The sequence below is a fragment of the Streptosporangium sp. NPDC023825 genome, from assembly GCF_040639575.1.
Taxonomy (GTDB): Bacteria; Actinomycetota; Actinomycetes; order Streptosporangiales; family Streptosporangiaceae; genus Streptosporangium.
The window spans coordinates 1-21193 of record NZ_JBFAAE010000096.1 but is presented as its reverse complement, the minus strand read 5'-3'; the positions used below and the strand labels follow the sequence as shown (position 1 = coordinate 21193).

Annotated in this window: 20 protein-coding genes and 1 riboswitch; of the genes, 8 read left to right on the top strand and 12 right to left on the bottom strand. The window is 69.5% G+C overall.

From position 1 onward, the window contains the following. Positions 1-794: 794 nt before the first annotated feature. The 5 genes from AB0G15_RS41205 to AB0G15_RS41185 all read right to left on the bottom strand — a co-directional run bounded on the left by AB0G15_RS41205 (position 795) and on the right by AB0G15_RS41185 (position 5644). The gene (locus tag AB0G15_RS41205; protein WP_012895270.1) at positions 795-995 is read right to left on the bottom strand and encodes a cold-shock protein; all 201 of its coding nucleotides are present in this window, start codon (positions 993-995) and stop codon (positions 795-797) included. Positions 996-1342: 347 nt separating this feature from the next. Next, complete coding sequence (locus AB0G15_RS41200; RefSeq protein WP_350977546.1) at positions 1343-1618, bottom strand: MoaD/ThiS family protein; 276 nt, start codon at positions 1616-1618, stop codon at positions 1343-1345. Positions 1619-1640: 22 nt separating this feature from the next. Then, a complete protein-coding gene (gene thrC / locus AB0G15_RS41195) occupies positions 1641-2936 on the bottom strand; it encodes a threonine synthase (protein WP_362850970.1) in 1296 nt (431 codons plus the stop codon). A 14-nt stretch (positions 2937-2950) separates the two neighbouring features. Beyond that, positions 2951-3093: riboswitch (SAM riboswitch) on the bottom strand. A gap of 237 nt (positions 3094-3330) precedes the next feature. Continuing rightward, the gene (locus AB0G15_RS41190; protein ID WP_362850968.1) at positions 3331-4902 is read right to left on the bottom strand and encodes a S1 family peptidase; all 1572 of its coding nucleotides are present in this window, start codon (positions 4900-4902) and stop codon (positions 3331-3333) included. Between the two features lie 184 nt (positions 4903-5086). Beyond that, entirely contained in the window at positions 5087-5644 is a 558-nt protein-coding gene (locus tag AB0G15_RS41185; protein ID WP_344744275.1) for an RNA polymerase sigma factor, read from the bottom strand. A gap of 230 nt (positions 5645-5874) precedes the next feature. Here AB0G15_RS41185 and AB0G15_RS41180 point away from each other — a divergent pair, with 230 nt between their 5' ends. Together AB0G15_RS41180 and AB0G15_RS41175 are read left to right on the top strand one after the other, a co-directional pair. Next, complete coding sequence (locus tag AB0G15_RS41180) at positions 5875-7299, top strand: trehalose-6-phosphate synthase (RefSeq protein ID WP_362850966.1); 1425 nt, start codon at positions 5875-5877, stop codon at positions 7297-7299. Positions 7300-7383: 84 nt separating this feature from the next. Continuing rightward, positions 7384-8604: an MFS transporter gene (locus AB0G15_RS41175; RefSeq protein WP_362850964.1), complete on the top strand. Its 1221-nt coding sequence runs from the start codon at positions 7384-7386 to the stop codon at positions 8602-8604. Positions 8605-8660: 56 nt separating this feature from the next. Here AB0G15_RS41175 and otsB read toward each other — a convergent pair whose 3' ends face one another. Together otsB and AB0G15_RS41165 are read right to left on the bottom strand one after the other, a co-directional pair. Beyond that, a complete protein-coding gene (otsB, locus tag AB0G15_RS41170) occupies positions 8661-9440 on the bottom strand; it encodes a trehalose-phosphatase (RefSeq protein WP_362850962.1) in 780 nt (259 codons plus the stop codon). An 82-nt stretch (positions 9441-9522) separates the two neighbouring features. Beyond that, entirely contained in the window at positions 9523-9825 is a 303-nt protein-coding gene (locus tag AB0G15_RS41165; protein WP_362850960.1) for a DUF3263 domain-containing protein, read from the bottom strand. Positions 9826-9942: 117 nt separating this feature from the next. On the opposite strand from AB0G15_RS41165, the gene AB0G15_RS41160 reads away from it, so the two are divergent. Both AB0G15_RS41160 and AB0G15_RS41155 read left to right on the top strand, forming a co-directional pair. Then, on the top strand, positions 9943-10749 hold the full coding sequence (locus AB0G15_RS41160) for an SAM-dependent chlorinase/fluorinase (protein WP_362850958.1): 807 nt from the start codon (positions 9943-9945) through the stop codon (positions 10747-10749). 528 nt (positions 10750-11277) lie between these two features. Then, positions 11278-11853: a hypothetical protein gene (locus AB0G15_RS41155; protein WP_362850956.1), complete on the top strand. Its 576-nt coding sequence runs from the start codon at positions 11278-11280 to the stop codon at positions 11851-11853. Between the two features lie 291 nt (positions 11854-12144). Here AB0G15_RS41155 and AB0G15_RS41150 read toward each other — a convergent pair whose 3' ends face one another. The 5 genes from AB0G15_RS41150 to AB0G15_RS41130 all read right to left on the bottom strand — a co-directional run bounded on the left by AB0G15_RS41150 (position 12145) and on the right by AB0G15_RS41130 (position 17810). After that, positions 12145-13158, bottom strand: coding sequence for a dipeptide ABC transporter ATP-binding protein (locus tag AB0G15_RS41150; RefSeq protein ID WP_362850954.1), 1014 nt, complete (start codon positions 13156-13158; stop codon positions 12145-12147). Next, positions 13142-14179: an ABC transporter ATP-binding protein gene (locus AB0G15_RS41145; RefSeq protein ID WP_362850952.1), complete on the bottom strand. Its 1038-nt coding sequence runs from the start codon at positions 14177-14179 to the stop codon at positions 13142-13144. Before AB0G15_RS41145 ends, AB0G15_RS41150 begins: the two co-directional genes overlap by 17 nt. An 8-nt stretch (positions 14180-14187) precedes the next feature. Further along, positions 14188-15132 carry an ABC transporter permease gene (locus AB0G15_RS41140; protein WP_362850950.1) on the bottom strand — a complete coding sequence of 315 codons (945 nt, stop codon included), beginning with the start codon at positions 15130-15132 and terminating at the stop codon, positions 14188-14190. Next, positions 15125-16063 carry an ABC transporter permease gene (locus tag AB0G15_RS41135; RefSeq protein ID WP_362850948.1) on the bottom strand — a complete coding sequence of 313 codons (939 nt, stop codon included), beginning with the start codon at positions 16061-16063 and terminating at the stop codon, positions 15125-15127. Before AB0G15_RS41135 ends, AB0G15_RS41140 begins: the two co-directional genes overlap by 8 nt. A gap of 115 nt (positions 16064-16178) precedes the next feature. After that, positions 16179-17810, bottom strand: a complete 1632-nt coding sequence (locus AB0G15_RS41130; protein ID WP_362850946.1) for an ABC transporter substrate-binding protein — start codon at positions 17808-17810, stop codon at positions 16179-16181. Positions 17811-18311: 501 nt separating this feature from the next. Between AB0G15_RS41130 and AB0G15_RS41125 the strand changes: the two genes are divergently transcribed. The 4 genes from AB0G15_RS41125 to AB0G15_RS41110 all read left to right on the top strand — a co-directional run bounded on the left by AB0G15_RS41125 (position 18312) and on the right by AB0G15_RS41110 (position 21072). After that, the gene (locus tag AB0G15_RS41125; protein ID WP_362850944.1) at positions 18312-19253 is read left to right on the top strand and encodes an ABC transporter permease; all 942 of its coding nucleotides are present in this window, start codon (positions 18312-18314) and stop codon (positions 19251-19253) included. Next, on the top strand, positions 19246-20109 hold the full coding sequence (locus AB0G15_RS41120) for an ABC transporter ATP-binding protein (protein ID WP_362850942.1): 864 nt from the start codon (positions 19246-19248) through the stop codon (positions 20107-20109). Before AB0G15_RS41125 ends, AB0G15_RS41120 begins: the two co-directional genes overlap by 8 nt. Positions 20110-20266: 157 nt before the next feature. Continuing rightward, a complete protein-coding gene (locus tag AB0G15_RS41115) occupies positions 20267-20788 on the top strand; it encodes a YbhB/YbcL family Raf kinase inhibitor-like protein (protein WP_362698479.1) in 522 nt (173 codons plus the stop codon). A 104-nt stretch (positions 20789-20892) separates the two neighbouring features. Then, the gene (locus AB0G15_RS41110) at positions 20893-21072 is read left to right on the top strand and encodes a hypothetical protein (protein WP_329086969.1); all 180 of its coding nucleotides are present in this window, start codon (positions 20893-20895) and stop codon (positions 21070-21072) included. Positions 21073-21193: the final 121 nt, after the last annotated feature.

Here is a 21193-nt window from a genome sequence, read left to right as displayed (position 1 = left end):
AGCACGACGTTACGGCCCTTGGGGCCGAGGGTCACCTTGACGGCGTCCGCGAGCTGGTTCATGCCGCGCTCGAGACCGCGCCGGGCGTCCTCGTTAAACGCGATCATCTTGGCTGCCATACGGCTAACCTCCCAGAGAAAGGGTGGCTTACACCGGATCGAGCCGACGCCCGCGACGGCATGTGGGCCCACGACTCCGTTCGGCGGGCCCCATCGCCTCGATCCAGGATTGGCACTCTCTATGCGTGAGTGCCAACAATCTATTTAGCACTCTACCCTGTCGAGTGCAAGCCACGATCCGTTGACCTGCGCCGCCCGAGACGGGACGTCACCTCCGTGTCATGGGGACGTAGATCTCGCGTCACGTCGGCGTGGGCCACGCGTCGTCACCGGTCCGCCGCGCCACCCGCCGCGCGCTCCGCGCCACCCGCCGCGCGGCTCCGTGCCACCCGGCGGGCTCCGTGCCATCCGGCGCGCGCTTCGCGCCGACCCGCCCGCGGCTCCGCGCCACCCGGCGGGCTCTCCGTGCTACACCGGCGCGCTCACAGCGTCCCTGCGCGCCCCTGAGGTCCCTGCGCGGCGTCTCCGCGTGAGCGCGCGCCACCGCCCCGCACCCCACCCGGCCGCCGCGTACCCCGTGCGACCACGCGTCCCCTGCAGCCGCCCCTACCGCGCGACGCGAAGGCCCGGCTCGCCTTGTCGGGAAGCGAGCCGGGCCTGGGCGGTGAGGATCCAGCGGACTGCGATACCGCGGGATCCACCGGCTCTTCCCTGCGAATTCACGAAACGGCCACGTCAGACCGCCCGGACGGACTCCGCCTGGGGACCTTTCTGACCTTGGGTGATCTCGAACTCGACCCGCTGGCCCTGCTCGAGGGCACGATAGCCGTCCATCATGATCGCGGAGTAATGGACGAACACATCCTTACCACCGTCTACCGCGATGAAGCCGTAGCCCTTGTCCGCGTTGAACCATTTGACGGTGCCCTGCGCCACTTGCGACTCCTCTTACTGGTCTTAAGGACGACGCCCATTCCTCTCGCGAAGTCCTCAATCGCCGGGGCGGACTTCGCCGCGGCGATCGTTCCGACCATACCTGTGGGAAGCGGTAGGGCAACAGAGTCAAGCACCAAACTACCGCTTTACGAGAGCTTTTAGTACGAGAAGAGAGTTTCACTATCACTATTAGTTAGTTAAGGGTTACATGACCCATCTAAGTCCCTGAATATGAGCTTGCGTCATAAAACACGGCACCCGCCCGGCCGGAGCCGGGCGGGTGCCGTGGAGTCGCGGGCGCCCCGGGGGCGGCGCGGGGCGGTCAGGGCCGCCTCAGGGCGGGAGGATCAGCCTCCGGCCACCGCCGGGATGATGGAGACCTGAACGCCGGAGGGCGTGGCCGTGTCGAGGTTGTCGACAAAACGGACGTCCTCATCCCCCACATAGACGTTGACAAAACGTCGGATCTTTCCCGATTCATCAAGAATCCGGGCGCCGATCCCCGGGAAGTCCGCGTCGAGCTTCTGAAGAACATCGCGCAGGGTCTCACCCTCTCCGTTCACCTCGGCGGCACCATCGGTGTAAGTCCGGAGAATCGTCGGAATCCGCACAGAAACGCTCATAATTCAGTACCTTTCACGATTTCTAGGCGATAGCCGCACGGAATGCGTCAAGAGAAGGCCGAATCACCGCGGTCGGGCGCGCCTCCGCGGCCACCGCGTCAAGGGTCTTGAGACCGTCGCCGGTGTTGAGGACCACGGTCTCGGCGTCGGGGTCGAGCGTGCCCGAGGCGACCAGCTTGCGCAGCACCCCGACGACGACGCCTCCGGCGGTCTCGGCGAAGATGCCCTCGGTCCTGGCCAGCAGCCGGATCGCGTCGACGATCTCGGCGTCGGTGACGTCCTCGACCGCGCCGCCGGTGCGGCGGGCGATGTCCAGGACGTACGGGCCGTCGGCCGGGTTGCCGATCGCCAGCGACTTGGCGATCGTGTCCGGCTTGACCGGGCGGATCACGTCGTGGCCCGCCTTGTAGGCGGCGGAGACCGGGGAGCACCCCTCGGCCTGGGCCGCGAAGATCTTGTACGGCCTGTCCTCGACCAGGCCGAGCGCGATCAGCTCCTTGAAGCCCTTGTCGATCTTCGTGAGCTGCGAGCCCGACGCGACCGGGATGACGATCTGGTCGGGGATGCGCCAGCCGAGCTGCTCGGCGATCTCGTAGGCCAGGGTCTTGGACCCCTCCGCGTAGTAGGGCCGGAGGTTGACGTTGACGAAGCCCCACTGGTCGCCCAGCTCGTCACCGATGAGCTCGGAGCAGAAGCGGTTCACGTCGTCGTAGGTGCCCTCGATGCCGATGAGCCTGCCGCCGTACACGGAGGCCATGACGATCTTGGCCTGCTCCAGGTCGGAGGGGATGAACACGCAGGCGTCCAGCCCGGCCCGCGCGGCGGCGGCGGTCACGGCGCCGGCCAGGTTGCCGGTGGAGGAGCAGGAGAGGGTGTGGAAACCGAAGTTGCGGGCGGCCTCGACGGCGATGGCCACCACGCGGTCCTTGAAGGAGTGCGTGGGGTTGCCGGAGTCGTCCTTCACGTGCAGGGAGCGGATGCCCAGCTCGCGGGCGAGGTTGCCGGCGTTGACGAGCTTGGTCCAGCCGGGCGCCATGTTGGGCTTGGCGGCCACGTCGTCGGGGACGGGCAGCAGCGAGCGGTAGCGCCAGATGTTGGTCGGCCCCTCGGCGATCCGCTCCCGGGTCACACGCCCGAAGTCGTACGCGATCTCAAGGGGCCCGAAACACTCGTCACAGGCGAAGCTGGGGCCGAGGTCGTAGCGGGCACCGCACTCCCGGCAGGACAGGGCGACGGCGGGGCCGAAGCGCCGCTCTCGCGCGTCGCCGGCACGACCGGAGGAGGTGGTGGTGTTGTTCTCAGTGGTTGCGAGCGCCATGAAGCGAGGCCTTTCCCTCATCTTCGTCTGCGGACCACCCTGGTCACAGACCGGAATTGGCACCTGTCCCGGCCGACCTCGTTCAGATCACGAGTCTTGAACCGGGATGGTTGCCGGGGCTTCGCAGGGCCGGTCCCTCCACCCCTCTGGATGAGCAAATATTCAGTTGGAAACCTGACGCGCAGGTCCTCAGCACTCTACCCCGCCCTGCCTCCCTCCTGACTCCCTGTCTCACTGTGCGAGACATGGCGTGTTATCCAACGGACAACCGTCTTCGGGCCGCCGGTCGCGAGGCGCGCGGCGCACGCCCGGACGGCAGGCGGGGCCCCCGCCGGACCCGGCGATCCTCGGTGATCGCGGGCCCGGCGGGGGCCCCGCCCCCTGCCGGTCGTCGCTACGGGAGGCGACCCGCCGGGGCGGTCACGGCACTCGGCACCCGGAACCCCAGGGTGTAGGGGCCGGAGCCGGCCGCGGAGACCACCCGGTAGCGGTAGTAGCCGGGCGTGCCGGTGTAGGAGATGCTCTCGTCGGGACCCGCGCTGTCGGAGGTGGCGACGACCGGCCAGGTGCTGCCGTTCCACTTCTGCAGGTACAGGTCGAAGTCGGTGCCGTCGGAGCCGTCCAGGCAGGCGGTCTGGAGACCTCCGACGGTCAACCTGTAGTACAGGCCCCTCGGCTGGTAGACGGATCGGCCGGCGGCCAGGGTGCCGGTGTAGGTGTTGGGGAAGCCGGTGCAGGTGCCCGTGACCGGCGGCGGCGGGTTGCCCGCCGTGGTCCTCAGGGTCAGGCCGTACGCGGTGAGGATCGGGGCGATCGGCTGGAAGTAGGTGGTGCCGCCCTGGCTGCAGTCTCCGGAGCCGCCGGAGGTGACGCCCTGGGCCTGGTCGACGGAGATGAACGAACCTCCGGAGTCGCCGGGTTCGGCGCAGACGGTGGTTCGGGTCAGCCCGTTGACGGTGCCCTGGGGGTAGGTGATGCTGGCGTCGCGCTGCTGGATGAGACCGCAGTGCCAGTCGGTGGTGGAGCCCGACCGGCAGACCGAGGCACCCTCGATGGCGATCCGGGCGCCGGCGACGGGCACGGTGCCGCCCTGGCCGTTGTCGACCGTCGGGGTGGCCGTCCAGTTGGTGTTGGCCAAGACCCAGGCGTAGTCGCTGCCGGGGAAGACCGATCCCTGGAAGGTGCCTTGGGCGACGCGGTTGAAGCCGGTGGTGGCGTTGCCGGTCCTGCCGCAGTGGCCAGCGGTGACGAAACCGTTCTGGGTGCCCTTGAGCACCGAGAAGCCGACCGAGCAGCGGCTGGTGACGCCGATGTAGTAGGCGTTGCCGCCCACCAGGTCGTACAGCGGCTGGGGAACCTCGGTGGAGGGCAGCACGACTACCGCCGCTCCGTCCACCCCGGCGCTCTCGATGACGTTTATGGCAGCCTCGGGCTGTGGGGAGAGGACGACCACCTTGTTCCTCTTCACGTCGACGAAGCGCGCGCTCGACACGAGCGGCTGCGGGGGCAGGCTGTCGTCGACCGCCTGCTTGATCGCGGTGAGCTCCACCAGCGACCTGGGGACGACCTCGGCCTGGGCACCCGCGTCGAGGATCGTCGGGATGTCGGCGGCGCTGGTGGTGGCCACCACCAGGGTGTGCGCGCTGGTTCCTCGCAGCCAGGTGCCGCCGAAACGGGGGCCGAGCCTCCTGGCCATCTGTAGCGCGACCGGGGTCAGGCGGGCCTCGTTGAGCAGCCGGGCCTGGGCCTGGGCCGGGGTCAGGCCGAGGTCGCGCTCGAGTGCTTCCAGCATGCCCGGCGGCGGTTTCCGCGCGGCCGACATGGCCCACTCGGCCGTGGTGGCGGACGGGGCGGCGGGCGCGGCCGGGGCGGCCGCCCCGCGTTCGGCGCCGGCCGGTACGGCGGCCAGGGCAAGTGCGGTGGCCGCCAGGACGCATGCCGTGGAAACGGCGTGTCTGCGGAACATGTGGTCTCTCCTCGACCTCGGCGTGCACAGCGTGAGGGGAGATCGCCACATGTCACCGATTGATCACGCGACGTGGGCAACGCCACCCTAAATCAGGTGAGGCCGTCAGGGCCGCGCGCCACGCGGAGAGTGCTCCTCGACCGGTTCCGGCCTGGCGGGCAGCCCGTCAGAGGCCGGGCGGCGGTCAGAAGCCGTAGGCGTCGCCCAGGGCGCCCTGGACGTACTTGCGCGCCTGGTGGATGCGCGACTTGGCGGTGCCCAGCGGGATGCGCAGCTGCTCGGCCACCTCGTTGTAGTCGAGCTGGCAGATGTCGCGCAGCACCAGCGCCTGGGCCAGTTCCGGCTTCTCGGCCTCCAGCGCCTCCATCGCGTCGAGCAGGTCCAGCCGGGACCCGGCGATCACGCTGACCCGGGCGACGTCCGGCTTCTGCAGCGGCAGCTCGTCGGAGCTCTGCTCGGCCGCGCGGCGCTTCAGCGAGCGGTAGGTGGTCCTGGCGCAGTTGGCGGTCACGATGTGCAGCCAGGTGCTGAACCGGGCGCGACCCTCGAAGCGGCCGATGTTGCGCGCCACCGCGAGCAGGGTGTCCTGGCAGGCCTCCTCGGCGTCCTGCCGGAAGGGGAGGATCCGGCCGCAGTGCCTGAGCACGGCGGGCTCGATCCGCTTCAGCAGCTCGCCGAGAGCGCGGTGGTCGCCCTGGGCGGCCGATCGGGCCAGGTCCTCGGTCGTCTCGTCCAGCGCCATCACGGGCCCCCATCAGCGGTCACGGTCGCTGGACATCCTACGGTCGGGGGTCGCGGATGGTGACCCTCCCTCATCGCCACAAAAAGGGTGATAGAGCGGGGCTCATCACTCCACCTGCTGACAAGAGCTGACACAATTCGATGGACGCCGTTCCTTCCTTGATTTGAAGAGCGAGGACATCCCGACGAGGTGCCGGTTAACCTTGGGGTCTCCACGCTCAAGGAGAATCGATGAGCGCGATCCTGGTGGCCTCCAACCGAGGTCCCGTCTCCTTCACCCTCTCCGAGGACGGTTCGCTGTCCATGCGCAGGGGAGGTGGCGGCCTGGTCTCCGGCCTGTCGGAGGTCGCGAAAGACCTCGGCGTCCTGTGGGTCTGCGCGGCGCTGTCCGACGGCGACCGCGGCGCCGTGCGGCTGGCCCCCGGCGGCCGGCTCGACCAGGCGGGCTACGACACCGGGGCGCTGCGGATGCTCGACATCCCCCCGGCGACCTTCCACCGCGCGTACAACGCGGTCGCCAACTCCACCCTCTGGTTCGTCCACCACCTCCTCTACGACATCCCCAACAGGCCCTACTTCGACGCCAGGTTCCGCCGGGAGTGGGAGTCGTACCAGTCCTACAACGAGGCGTTCGCGATGGCGCTGGCCGAGGAGGCCCCGCACGGGGCGCGGGTGATGGTGCAGGACTACCACCTGAGCCTGGTCCCGGCCATGCTCAGGGGGGAGCGCCCCGACCTGCGGGTGGCGCACTTCTCGCACACGCCGTGGGCGCCGCCCGAATACTTCAACCTGCTCCCCGACGACGTCGCGACCGAGCTCCTCGAGGGCATCCTGGGCGCCGACCACGCGGGCTTCCTCACCGCCCGCTGGGGCGGGGCGTTCATGGACTGCTGCGAGACGGTGCTCGGCGCGCGGGTCGACCGCGGGGAGCGCACCGTCACGCACGCGGGCAGGACGACCCGGATCGGCACCCACAGCCTGGGCGTGGACGGCAAGGCGCTCTGGACGCGGGCGTCCGAGCCCGACGTGGAGTCGCACATGGCCGCGCTCCGCGCCCAGGTGGGCGACCGCAGGCTGATCGTGCGGATCGACAGGACCGAGCTGTCGAAGAACATCGTGCGGGGCCTGGTCGCCTACAAGCAGTTCCTCGCGGCCCACCCGGAGTGGCACGGCCGGGTCACCCACCTCGCCTTCGCCTACCCGTCCCGGCACGACCTGCCCGAGTACCGCGAGTACACCGCGGCGGTGCAGCGCTGCGCCGAGGAGATCGAGGACGAGTACGCCACCGAGGACTGGGACCCGCTGATCCTCAACGTCGACGACGACTACCCGCGCTCGCTGGCCGCCTACCGGCTGGCCGACGTGCTGCTGGTCAACCCGATCCGCGACGGCATGAACCTGGTCGCCAAGGAGGGGCCGATCCTGTCGCCGCACAGCGCGCTGGTGCTGTCGCGGGAGGCCGGCGCCGCCGCCGAGCTGGGCGAGCACGCGCTGACGGTGAACCCCTACGACGTCTCGGCCACGGCCGCCGCGCTGCACGAGGGGCTGACGATGCCCTCGGACGAGCGCGCCAGGAGGGGGGTCCTGCTGGCCGCCGCGGCGACCGCGCTGCCCCCGCACCGGTGGTTCGCCGAGCAGCTCGACGCCCTCGGGTGACGGCCCAGCTCGTTAAGCGGTTTTAGACCTGTATGAGATAGTTTTTGCGTCTATTTCACTTTTTCTTGCATACGGGAGACCGAGTTGACCGCGATCGCGCCCGTCCGGCTGATCCGCGACCGCGCGACCTGGCTGATCTACCTTCAGCTCGGCGTCTTCGCCACCTACCTGTACGGCCTCAGCGCCGCGCTCCCGCTGCTCCGCCTCGACCAGGGCGTGTCCCAGGCGGTCGCCGGGCTGCACGGGACCGCGATGGCCGTCGGCGGCATCATCGTCGGTCTCGCCCTGCCCTGGCTGGCCGGGAGGATCGGCCGCCGGGCCGCCGTCTGGACCGGGATGGCCGGGATGAGCGCCGGAACGCTCATGGTCGCGGCGGCCCCCACCGTGCTGCCGGTCACCCTCCTCGGGTACGGCGTCGCCAGCGGGCTGGCCTCGATCGTCCTGTACCTGGGCATGGCCGCGCTCGACGACCGGCACGGCCCCGCCGGCCCGGCGGCGATCAGCGAGGCCAACGCCGTCTGCGTGATCGTCGGCATCGGGGTCCCGTTCGTGGTCAGCGCCGCCGCGCAGAGCGCCTTCGGCTGGCGGGCCGCGCTGCTGGTGACCCCCGCGCTGGCCGCGCTGCTCGCGCTGGCCATGGGGCGCGTACGCCTCCCCGAGCCCGGCGACGCCACCGGCGGCACCGGCGGCGCCGGCGGCGCCGGCGGCACCGCCACGGAGGGCCGGGCCCGCTTCGGCTGGCGGTTCTACCTCGCCGCGGCCGTGCTGTTCTGCTGCGTCGCGATGGAATTCTGCTTCAACCTGTGGGCGGCCAAGCTGTTCTCCGACCAGACCGGGCTGCCCGCGGCGGTGGCCGCGACCGCGGTCGCGGCGTTCACCGCCGGGATGGCGGCCGGGCGGCTGGCCGGGGCCTGGCTGGCCCTGCGGGTGCCCCCGACCGTGCTGTTCCTCGGTGCCCTCCTGGTCGCGGCCGCCGGATGGGCGATCTTCTGGCTGAGCACGAACCCGGTGTTCTCCTACGCGGGCCTGGCCGTGTCGGGACTGGGGGTCGCGCTGCACTTCCCGATGGCGCTGTCCCGGGTGCTGGCCGCCTCCGGCGGACGGCGGGACCGGGCGTCGGCGATGGCCTCGATCTTCTCCGGGCTGGCGGTGGGCATCGGGCCGTTCCTGCTGGGCGCGCTGGCCGACGGGTTCGGCACCCAGCAGGCGTTCCTCATGGTCCCCGCCCTGATCGGGCTCGCCGCCGGAGGGCTGCTGATCACCGCGGGCGGACGTCTCAGGGCGGGCGCCGGCGAGCCCGCCTGAGCGGACGCGGGCGGGTATCCCCGGGCGCGCGCGGGCCTCGCCGGACGGGCCTCGCCCTACGCCTCCCTCTCCACGGCGTCGGCGATCGAGGTGAGGAGCTCCAGGACCCCCAAAGGCCCGTCCACCACGATGTCGGCCTCCACCTCGATCTCGGGCGACCCGCTGAACACCGTCACGCCCGGCAGCCCGGAGGCCCGCACGGCCGCGAACGCCGCGAGGTCGCCCAGGTCGTCCCCGGCGAACAGCACCGACCTGGCGGCCCGCTCGCCCAGGAAGGCGCTCAGCGCCACCCCCTTGTCCATCCCCGGCGGGCGCAGCTCCAGCACGAACTTGCCCGGCTCCACCGCCAGCCCCGCCCCGGCTGCCAGCGCGGCGACCGGCTCGCGCAGCGCGTCGAGCGCCGCCCACGGGTCGGCGGCCTGCCGGGTGTGCACGGCCACCGACCGCTCCTTGTCCTCGATCCTGATCCCGTCGATCCCCGCCACCAGCTGGACCAGCCCGGTGCGGGCGAGGTCGAGGCCCGGGTGGACGGGCGGCGCGGCGAGCGCCCCCGCCTCCCAGCGTTCGAGGCCGTAGTGCCCGAGCACGACCAGCCCCGGCACCCCGGCCAGGGAGCCGTACTCGACGGCCGTGGCGGCCGGGCGGCCGGTCACGATCACCACGGCGCCGACCAGGCGGCCGAGCCTGGCCAGCACCTCGGGGCCGCCGGGGTGGATCCTGGCCGCCGCGGGGTCGGGGACGATCGGGGACAGCGTGCCGTCGAAGTCGAGCCCGATCACCGCTCCCGCCGGGTCGGCGACGATCGCCTTCAGCCCGTCGGACGTATTCGTCGTCATGCCCGCCTCAGCCTGTCGAGTGTGTTCACCGTCGTACCGGCTCCGCTCTCGCGATCGCCGTCCGACCGGTCGTACCCGAACATCAGGGGCGTAAGCCCATTTTCCGGGCGGCACGATCGCGGCGCCGGGTCTCCCGGAGCCGGCGCAGGCGCTTGACCAGCATCGGGTCGTGGGCGAGCGCCGCCGGCAGGTCGATGAGCTCGCTGAGCAACTGGTAGTAGCGCGTCGCGGAAATGTCGAAGGCCTCGCGGACGGCCTGTTCCTTGGCGCCCGCGTAGCGCCACCACTGGCGCTCGAAGGCGAGCAGCTCGCGCTCCCTGTCGGTGAGAGCCCTCGACACGGGCTCCGGAGCAGCGCTGTCACCGGAACTCGGCGCGGTGTCCATTGCCTCCTCCTCCCTCGGGGCACGCGGCGATCACACCGCGCACGCGCGGCCCGAAGTCAGGATAGTCCGGAATTTCATGCTGTTCATGACGGATGTGGAGACGTACAGTCACCAGATGTGACCTCTGTCATCAGCCTTCTCACCGACTACGGACTGGAAGACGGCTACATCGCCGCATGTCACGGCGTGATCGCCGGCATCTCTCCGCAGTCGCGGATCATTGACGTGTGCCATCTGGTCCCCTCGGGAGACGTACGGCGCGGTGCGGCGATCCTGGCCCAGACGATCGCCTACCTCCCTCCCGGCGTGCACGTCGCCGTGGTGGATCCCGGCGGTGGCGGCTCGCGCCGGGCCGTGGCCGTCCAGGCCGGCGACCACATGTTCCTGGGCCCGGACAACGGGCTGCTGTCGTGGGCGATCCACGCCAGCGGGGGCGCGCGTGCCGCCTACGAGCTCTCCAACAAGGAGCTCTTCCTGGAACCCGTCTCGCCGACCTTCCACGGCCGCGACCTTTTCGCCCCGGTGGCGGCGCACCTGGCGACCGGGTGCCATCCGTCCGAGCTGGGACCGGAGATCCCGCTGGAGCGGCTCGTCTCGCTGCCCGCGCCCACCTCCGTGCTGCGGGAGGACTACGTCGAGGGGGAGGTGCTGTCGGTCGACCGGCACGGCAACGCCCAGCTGTCGATCGGCTCCGGCGATCTGGTGACGCTGGACGTCACGCCGGGAGACACCCTGGTGGTCTGGCTGGGCAGGAGACGGCTCTCGGTGCCGTTCAGGGAGACCTTCGCCGCGGTCCCGCCCGGGGAGGTCGTGGCCTTCACCGACTCGGCCGGGCTGGTCGCGCTGGCGGTCAACTCCGGCGACGCCTCACAGCGGCTGGGCCTGCCGCCCGGAGCCCACGTGCGGCTCTCCCCCTCTCCCTAGACATGCACAACTCTCCCTGACATGCACAACAAATGTGATTTAAGAGGAAATCACGCCATGCATCGCCCCGTTTAGTGAAGCACCTTTTTCGTCAGCAGGTTTTTCCGGCGGAATCCCGCATGCCGGAATTCAGACGACGTTTCCCGATACCCCATGGAAAATGTGACCGCGCCGCCCTCCCCATGGCCGCCGGCATGCCTTCGCGGCGACGGCTCCCCCCTGGGGCAGGCCCTTCCCGCCCCACCGCCCGCCGGGAGGCCGCCCTCGGCCGGATATGCGAGCTGACCTGGCAATTAAGGAATTCGACGGGGCATGAAAGGCCGGGAGCGCCCGGATCGGATCGGCGATAGACCGAGTTTCGTTCTGATATAACCCCGCGATCATTGCCACAAGCTGACCATTCTTGACCCTCCAGAAAGCATGTCGCTGGATAGTCTCACTCCCGTTACTTTGAGTAGCCGCGTGCAGACGGTCCGTTCCAGAGGCCCCAGACACTGCCGCGACGATTTCCTTCCAGGGGGAACCACAATGATTCGTCGTCTTCTCATCACCTCCGCGTGTGTCGGTATCGCCGTCATCGCACCGGCCGCGGTCGCGTCCGCGTCCACCTCCTCCACCTCCACCTCCACGGCCAAGGTCAGCGCCCAGTCGGTCGTCAAGGCCGCCGCCAAGGCCAAGGCCGCCAAGAAGGCCGCCGACTGCTGCGGCGTCGGCGTCGTCAGCGGCGCTCCGGCCTTCGTCCCGACGAGCACCGTCACGTACGGCGCCACCGTCATCCCCACGGCCGTGAGCAGCGGCATCGGCTGCGGCGGCGGCATCTACGGCGGCGGCTTCGGCGGCGGCATCTACGGCGGCGGCATCTATGGCGGCGGCTGCTACGGCGGCGGCATCTACGGTGGCGGCGTCTACGGTGGGGGCTTCTACGGCGGCGGCTTCGGCGGCGGCTTCGGCGGGGGCGGCATCCTCGGCGGCGGCCTCTTCGGCCGTGGCGGCAACACCATCGGCGGCGGCGGCAACATCATCAGCAGCGGCAGCGGAGTCGGCCACGGCGTCGGCATCGGCGGCCTCGTCGGCATCGGTGGCGTCGGCGTCGACATCCTCTAGTAGGACAGACACCCTGCGGTAAAGCGGTAAAGCAGACAGGGCGCGGCCTCCACAATTCCATGTGGGGGTCGCGCCCTTCGCTGTTCCGGCTCCGGTTTGTTGCGACTCCGGTTGTTGCGGGTCCGGTTGTTGCGGTTCCGGTCGTCCCGGGTCCGGTTGTTGCGGCTCCGGCTGTTCCTGGATCCCCGCCCGCGGACTCTCCGGGCTCTCCGCCCTTCCCCGCTCTCCGGGACCGTCTCCGCCGTCGCCTTCCCCGCCCGCTGAGGCCCTCTCGGACCTTCCCGAGCACCCTCAAACGTGGATCACGTCGTGGGTCTCGGCGAAGTGGCAGGCGCTCGCGTGCGCGGTGCCGGGCCGGATCTGCAGCAGCGGCTCCTCGACGGCACAGATCTCCTGGGCCTTCCAGCACCGCGTACGGAAACGGCAGCCCGACGGCGGGTTGGCGGGGGACGGCGGGTCACCCTGGAGGATGATCCGCTCGCGCCGCTCGCGCCCCTCGGGGTCGGGCACCGGGACGGCCGACAGCAGCGCCTGGGTGTAGGGGTGCGCGGGCCGGTCGTAGATCTCGACGTCCTTACCGATCTCCACCATCTTGCCCAGGTACATCACCCCGACCCGGTCGGAGATGTGCCGGACCACCGACAGGTCGTGGGCGATGAAGACATACGCGAGGCCGAGGTCGTCCTGCAGCCGCTCCAGCAGGTTGACGACCTGCGCCTGGATCGACACGTCCAGCGCGGAGACCGGCTCGTCACAGACGATGATCTCCGGCTGGAGCGCCAGCCCGCGGGCGATCCCGATGCGCTGGCGCTGGCCGCCGGAGAACTGGTGCGGGTAGCGGTTGATGTGGTCGGGGTTGAGGCCCACCACTTCGAGGAGCTCCTGCACCTTGCGGCGCCGGTCGCCCTTGGGGGCGACCTCCTGGTGGATCTCGAACGGCTCGCCGATGATGTCGCCCACCGTCATCCGGGGGTTCAGCGAGGTGTACGGGTCCTGCATGACCATCTGGATGTTGCGGCGGGCCCGCTTGAGCTCGCCGCGCCTGGCGTTGGCGATCTCCCGGCCGTTGATCCGCACCGAGCCCGAGGTCGGCCGCTCCAGCGCCATCAGGAGCTTGGCCAGCGTGGACTTGCCGCATCCGGACTCGCCCACGATGCCGAGCGTCTCGCCGCGGTGCAGGTCGAAGGAGACCCCGTCGACGGCCTTGATCGCGCCGACCTGCTTGCGCAGGACGACACCCTGGGTCAGCGGGAAGTGCTTGACCAGGTCGCGGACCTCAAGGATCGGCTCACCCGTGGCTGCCATCGAGGACCTCCCTCCAGTAGTGACACGCGCTGCCGCGCGTCGGGCCGATCTCGTACAGCGGGGGCGCGTCGACGACGCAGTTGTCCTGACGGTACGGGCACCGGGGGTGGAAGGCGCAGCCCGTGGGCATGTCGAGCAGGTTCGGCGGCATGCCCTTGATGGCGTACAGCTCCTGCCCCTTCTGGTCGACCCGGGGAATCGAGTCGAGCAGGCCCTTGGCGTACGGGTGGGCGGGCCTGCGGTAGATGTCGTGCACGAGGGCGTTCTCCACGATCCGCCCGCCGTACATGACCGCGATCTTGTCGGCGACGTCAGCGACCACGCCGAGGTCGTGGGTGATCAGGATCAGGCCCATGTTGCTCTCGCGCCGCAGCTCGCCCAGGAGTTCCATGATCTGGGCCTGCACCGTCACGTCGAGGGCGGTGGTCGGCTCGTCGGCGATCAGCACCTCGGGGTCGAGTGCGATCGACATCGCGATCATGATGCGCTGGCGCATTCCCCCGGAGAACTGGTGGGGATAGTCGTGCACCCGCTGCTTGGCGGCCGGGATACGGACCCGGTCCATCAGCTCGATCGCCTTCTTCTGGGCGTCGCGCTTGGAGGCGCCCCGGTGCACCCGGAACATCTCCCCGATCTGGGCGCCGACGGTGAACACCGGGTTCAGCGCGGAGAGCGCGTCCTGGAAGATCATCGCGATCCGCCGGCCGCGCACCTGGGTGCGGGCCTCCTCGGACAGGTCGAGCAGGTTCGTGCCCCGGAAGCGGATCTCGCCCTTGGGAATGCGGGCCGGCGGGGAGTCGAGGATGCCCATGATGGCCTGCGCGGTCACCGACTTGCCCGAACCGGACTCGCCGAGCACCGCGAGCGTCTCCCCGGGGTTCAGCGAGTAGCTGACCCCGTTGACCGCCTTGACCAGGCCCTGCCTGGTCACGAACTCCACGTGCAGGTCGTCGACGACGAGCAGCGGCTCGCTGCCCGGCGCCTCCCTGGACGGCACCACCGGCGTTGAGGTCTTCTTCACGGGTCCCCCTACCGCAGCTTCGGGTCGAGGGCGTCGCGGACGGCGTCGCCCAGCATGATGAAGGCCAGCACCGTCAGGCTCAGGAACAGCGCCGGGAACAGCAGCGCCCACGGAGCCTCCAGGAAGCGCTCCCTGGCATCGGAGATCATGAGCCCCCAGGAGATGTCGGGCGAGCGCAGGCCCACACCGAGGAAGGACAGGCCGGCCTCCGCGGCGATGAAGTAGCCCAGGTTGATCGTGGCGACCACGATCACCGAGGCGATCGCGTTCGGCAGGATGTGCCGGAACATGATCCTCGACGCGGAGGCGCCGAGCGCCCTCGCCGCGAGCACGTAGTCCTGGCTCTTGGCGGTGATCACCGCCGCCCGCATGATCCGGTACGTCATCGGCCAGGTCAGCACGGCCAGCGCGAGCATGACGGTCCACACGTTGCCCGTGCGGAAGACCGCCAGGATGAGCAGGGCGCCGAGGATCGACGGGATCGCGAAGAAGATCTCCGTGAGCCGGGAGAGCAGGGTGTCCAGCGCGCCGCCCCTGAATCCCGCGAAGAGACCGAGCAGGCCGCCCACGATCGCGGTGACGACGGTGGTGGCCAGCCCGACCACGATCGAGTTGCGGGCGCCGTGGATGGTGCGGGCGTAGATGTCGCAGCCGAGGTTGTCGGTGCCGAACCAGTGGGCCGCGCTCATGCCCAGCCGGGCGTCGCCCAGGTCGCAGCTCTTGGCGTCGAACGGGTTCACCGAGGTGAACAGCGAGGGAACCACCGCCATGACGACCAGGACGGCGATGAGGACGGACGCCCCGATGAAGAGCGGGCGGCGGCGCAGGTCGTACCAGGCGTCGCCCCACAGGCTCGCGGCCTTGGGCGCCTTGGCGCCCTTCGCGCCCCTTCTGGACCTGCCGTGCTTGGGGTTCCCGGTCTGCCCTCCGGCCGGGACAAGAGTGTCACTCATAACGGATCCTCGGGTCGAGCACGGCGTAGAGCAGGTCGACGACCAGGTTGGCCAGGATGTAGATCAGCACCAGGACGGTCACGATGCCGACGACCACGGGCTGCTCGCGCAGGTACACGGAGCTGAACAGCTGCTGGCCGATGCCCGGCAGGTTGAAGATCGTCTCGGTGATCACCGCGCCGCCCATCAACGTACCGAGGTCGGCGCCCAGGTAGGTGACCAGCGGGATCAGCGCGTTGCGCAGCGCGTGCCGCCCGACGACCCGGTTCCGGGGCAGGCCCTTGGCCACCGCGGTGCGGATGTAGTCGGCGCGCAGGATCTCCACCAGGCTGTTCCTGGCCAGCCGGGTGAGGTAGGCGATCGACGTCCCCGCGAGCACGAAGCCGGGCAGCAGGTAGCTGCGCCAGCCCTCCGTCACGCCCGCGACGGGAAAGAGGTCGATCCCGGCCTGCTTGAGCTTCACGCCCAGCAGCAGCTGGAGCACGAAGCCGGTCACCAGGGTGGGGATGGAGATCAGCACCAGGGTGGAGGCGAGGATCATCGAGTCGCTGGCCCTGCCGTGGCGCAGCGCCGCGTACAGGCCGAGCCCCACGCCGATGACGGCCTCCATCACCAGGGCGGTCGTCGCCAGGTTGATGGTCACCTGGAACTTGCCGGCCATGATCTCGTCGACTCCGACGCCGGCGAAGGTGGTGCCGAAGTCGCCGCCGAGCAGGCCGGTGATGTAGTACCAGTACTGCACCAGGAACGGGTCGTTCAGGTGGTACTGCTCGCGCAGGATGGCGACGATGTTGGGGTCTATGCGCTTCTCGCCCGCCAGCGCCGCGATGGGGTCTCCGGGCAGCGCGAAGACGATGGCGTAGATGAGCAGGGTGGCGCCCACCAGGACTGGTATCGCCTGGATCAGGCGCCTGAGGATGTAACGGCCCATTCGTATCTCCCGTAGGTACCCGGGACGATCTCGCGGACCGGCGGGTCACACGGTGCCGCGAGATCGTCCCGGGCGGCCAGTGGGGCCGGGCTCCCGCCCGGCCCTCAACCGGTCGTCAGCTGGCCTTCTCGACCTGGGTCCACTCGATCTGGTTGAGAAGATTGATCTTGACGCCCTTGACGTGCTGGGAGAACGCGGCGTTGGTCCGGTAGAAGTACACCGGGATGTACGGCAGTTCCTTGATCAGGATGTCGTCGGCCTGCTGGTAGAACTTCAGGCCCTCCTCCTGCGTCGGGGCGGTGTCGCCCTTGGCCAGGAGCTCGTCGAACTCCTTGTTCGACCAGCCGGCGTAGTTGGAGCCGGTCTTGATCGCGACAGTGGAGAAGATCGGGGTCAGGTAGTTCTCCGCCGACGGGTAGTCGATCGCCCAGCCCATGCGGAACATGCCGCCGTAGGTCTTCTTGTCGAGCTCGTCGAGAATCGAGGCGAACTTCTCGAAGGGCTTGACCGTCACCTCGATGCCCAGGTTGGCGCGGAGGCTGTTCGCGACGGCCTCGATCCACTCCTTGTGCGGGCCGTCGGTGTTGTAGCCCAGCTCCAGCGTCTTGGGGCCGTTGTTCTCCGCGTACTGCGCCTTGGCCTTGTCGGGCTCGTAGCTGCAGGCCGCGCAGGCACCGGCGCGGTAGCCGTCGAGGAGGGGGTTGATGAAGTCGTCGGCCGGGGCGCGCGTGCCGGAGAAGACCTTGTCGGCGATGGTCGCGCGGTCGATGGCCATGGAGATGGCCTCGCGGACCTTCACGTTCGAGTACGTCTTGTTGTACTGCAGCGGGAAGCCGATGTAGCCGACGCCGGCGTCCGCCTCGTCCATGTAGCGCTCGCCGAGCTCCGACTTGGCCCGGGCGATCGCCGACGGGGGCAGCGAGTCGTGCACGTCGAGGTTGCCCGCGGCCAGGTCGTTGAACGCGGTCTCCGGGCTCGTGTAGAGCTTGAACTGGAGCTTGGTGAACTTCGGCTTCGTCCCGGCGAACTTGTCGTACCGGGTGAGGTCGATCGTCTGGTCGGTGCCCTTGTTGTAGGGCTTGTCGATCTGGAAGTAGCCCTGGCCGATCGGCTTCTTGGCGTACTCCTCGGTGACCTTGCCGTCGGGGCCGAAGGCCGCCTTGGGCAGCGGGTAGAACGCCGTGTAGCCCAGCATCGTCTTGAACTGCGAGAACGGCTTGGAGAGGGTGACGCTGAAGGTGTTCTCGTCGATGACCTTCAGGCCCTTCATCTCCTTGGTGGAGACGGTCTGGCCCTCGCCCGGGTTCAGGTCGGCCCAGCCGTCGACCCGGCTGAAGAAGCCGTTGGCGCCCTGGGCGTTGTCCTGGTTGGCGGCGTAGTTCCACGCGTCGACGTAGTTCTGCGCGATCAGCTTCTCGCCGTTGTGCCACGTGTAGCCGGGCTTGAGCTTGATCGTCCACACCGTGTTGTCGGTCGACTCGATCGACTCGGCGACCTCGTTCACGACCTGCTTGTTCTCGTCGTAGCCGACCAGCGGGGCGAAGATGGCGGCCATGACCTCGGAGCCCTCGGACTCGGTGGTGTCACCGGGGTAGAAGAGCTTCTGCGGCTCGCCGAGCTCCATACGCACGGGCTGGTCGGCCGCGGCCGTCCCGCCATCCGAGGACGTCGAGCTGCCACACGCGGTCAGCGCGAGGGCGAGCAACGCGGTGCCGGCGGTGAGCCGCGCACCCTTAGAAACGCGCATTGCGGTAAATCCTCCCTTTGCAGGCTTACGTCGACACTGAGTCCGTGACCCGAGCACCGCGAAGGAGGATCTTGTGGTCCCTGCTTCCCGCTGTTCCGGTCCGGGTGCTGACGCCACACCGATCGGTCGCGACTATTCCCTACTGCTCCACACCGACTTATATCTGTGATGTTGCAGTTCGGTCACGCATGAACCGATTCGGCGTCACATACCTGCCAACTCGACGAGGTCAAGATCCCGGATGTGTATGAAAACGACATCCAGGCACACGTAGGACATGAACGGTCACGCCAAAATACCCCCGCGACGGCACTGCTCGCATCCGTTACCCTCCGATGACCCTGACCTGGGCCTGCGCTTACGTGATCGCCAAGGGCCCGGTCCGCCGCGGGAGAACCGCACAATTGCCCTGGAACCTACGGGCCGGAGATCCCGTCCAATGTGTGCGGCGGGACCCCGCCGCAGGCACTTCATCCACTCGCATCCAATAGAGTCCTTGCCATGAGCCAGCCGGAATCCGCGATCGCGGACGCCCAGGCGGGCGGCCCGAGTAACGGCACCCCCGAGCAGGGGCAAGAGCCGCTGGCCAAGCTCGCCGCGCGCCACGGACTTCGGCGTGCCATCGCACGCCCGGGTCTGTTCGTCTACATGCGCCAGCTGTGGGAACGACGACACTTCATCACGACGTACGCCACGTCGCGCAACGTCTCGAAGTACAGCAACTCGGCCATGGGTCAGCTCTGGCAGGTCATCACGCCACTGCTGAACGCGGGCATCTACTACGTGATGTTCGGCCTCATCCTCGGCGCGAAGGGGGACATCAAGAACTACCCGGCCTTCCTCATCACCGGGATGTTCGTCTTCACCTACACCCAGCGCTCGGTGAGCAGCGGCGCCAAGGCGATCTCCGGCAACCTGTCGCTGATCCGCGCCCTGCACTTCCCGCGCGCCGCGCTCCCGCTCGCCTACACGATCCAGGAGTTCCAGCAGCTGCTCATCTCGATGGGCGTGCTGTTCGGGCTGGTGCTGATCACCGGCGAGGAGCTCACCCTCCTGTGGCTGCTCGTCCCGGTCGCCCTGGCACTGCAGACGATGTTCAACGTCGGCGCGAGCCTGGTGCTCGCCCGGGTCGGCTCCACCGCCCGCGACCTGAACCAGCTGCTCCCCTTCATCATGCGCACCTGGCTCTACGCCTCCGGCGTCTTCTTCTCCATCGAGGACAAGGTCGTGGGCCCCGGCGGCGCCGGCCTCCCCCAGTGGGTCGCCGACATCATGTACTTCAACCCGGCCGCCGCGTACATCGAGCTCATGCGGGACCTGCTCATGCAGACCCACCCGGCCCGGCCCTACATCTGGGCGGTCTGCGTATTCTGGGCGTTGTTCGCTCTGCTCGGCGGCTTCTGGTACTTCTGGCGAGCCGAGGAGAAGTACGGCCGTGGCTGAGTTGACCGAGGAGCTGTCCCGAGTGAAGGCCGAGGAGCCCGCCGTGCCGAGCACGGACGTCAGGGTGCACCCCAACCCGGAACCCGCCCCCGCGCCCGCCGACGAGCGCGAGGGCACACCCACGGTCATCGTGGACGATCTGCACATCATCTACCGGGTGTACGGCGCGGCCAGCGACGCGGAGAAGGGCAACGCCGTCAACGCCCTCATGCGCCTCGTCAAGCGCCAGGGGCGTCCGCAGATGAAGGAGGTCCACGCCGTGCGCGGCGTGTCCTTCGTGGCCCGCCACGGCGACGCCATCGGCATCGTCGGCCGCAACGGCTCCGGCAAGTCCACGCTGCTGCGCGCCATCGCCGGCCTCCTGCCCCCGCACTCCGGCGCCGTCTACACCGACGGCCAGCCCTCCCTGCTCGGCGTCAACGCCGCGCTGATGCGCGAGCTCACCGGCGAGCGCAACATCGTGCTCGGCTGTTACGCGATGGGCATGAACCCCGCGCAGGTCAAGCAGAAGTACGACGACATCGTCGACTTCTCCGGCATCGGGGAGTTCGTGCAGTTCCCCATGTCGACCTACTCCTCGGGCATGGGCGCCAGGCTCCGCTTCGCCATCGCCTCGGCCAAGTCCCACGACGTGCTGCTCATCGACGAGGCCCTGGCCACCGGCGACCGCGAGTTCCGGCGCAAGAGCCAGGACCGCATCAAGAAGATGCGCGACGAGGCCGGCACCGTCTTCCTGGTCGCCCACAACCTCGACGTGATCGAGGAGACCTGCAACCGGGTCATCTGGCTGCACAAGGGCAAGATCAGGATGGACGGCGACCCGAAGACGGTCCTCGCCGCCTACAACAAGGTCTGATCGCGCCGCCCGCGACGCGACCCGATCGCCACGGCGTCCGACCGCTACGGGGCCCGATCGCCACGGCGTCCGATCGCCCGGCCTCCGACCGCTACGGGGCCCGGTGGCAGGGCAGGATGAGGAGCGACCGACAAGACGCTTCCATCGGAGGTGAATCGTGTCCACGCGGCCACCGATTCCGTATGACTTCCTGCCCCAGGTTCCCGCGCTGACCGTCGAGAGCGACGACGTCCGCGACGGCGAACGCATGGCGGAGACCCACGTGTTCAACGACTGGGGCTCCACCGGCCAGAACGTCTCTCCCCACCTGCGCTGGTCCGGCGCCCCCGAGGGCACGCTCAGCTACGCCGTGACGTGCTTCGACCCCGACGCCCCCACCGGCAGCGGGTTCTGGCACTGGCTGCTGTTCGACATCCCGGCCGACGTGACCGAGCTGCCCGCCGGCGCGGGTGCCGGCGACGGCGGCGTGGGCGTGCACGGGCGCAACGACTACAGCCACAACGCCTACGGCGGCGCCGCACCGCCGCCCGGGGACCCGCACCGCTACATCTTCGCGGTGCACGCCCTCGACGTGGAGAAACTCGGCCTCGACGCCGACACCCCGCCCGCCGTGGTGGGCTTCAACATCACCGCCCACACCCTGGCTCGCGGATACGTGACACCCGAATACCAGAACTAGCGAGGGCCTCACGCCCCGGGGGTGGGACACGGGAGGCAATGGACTGACAGCGTGTTCGGTGTTCCGGTATGATTCGAACGTTGTTTCGATCCAAGGAAGCCGTCATGGAGTGGGGGCGCGCGATGCGAGAGCTGTCCACCGCGATCGACCACCTGTCCGTCGAGGACCCGTCAGAGATTCCGCGTCTCCAGCTGACCGAGCAGCTCATCGAGCTGCACTGGCAGATGGCCAGGCTCCAGGCCGAGATCGCCCGTCGCACCTCCGTGCGGGGCCCAGGGCGCTGAGGCGGCGGGGGGGGGCGGGCGGGGGGCGCCCGCGCGCCGCCCCCCCCGCCCCCCACCCCCCCCCCGCCCCGCCCCCCCCCCCCGCGGACCCCCCCCGCCCCGCCCCCCCCCCCCGGGCGGG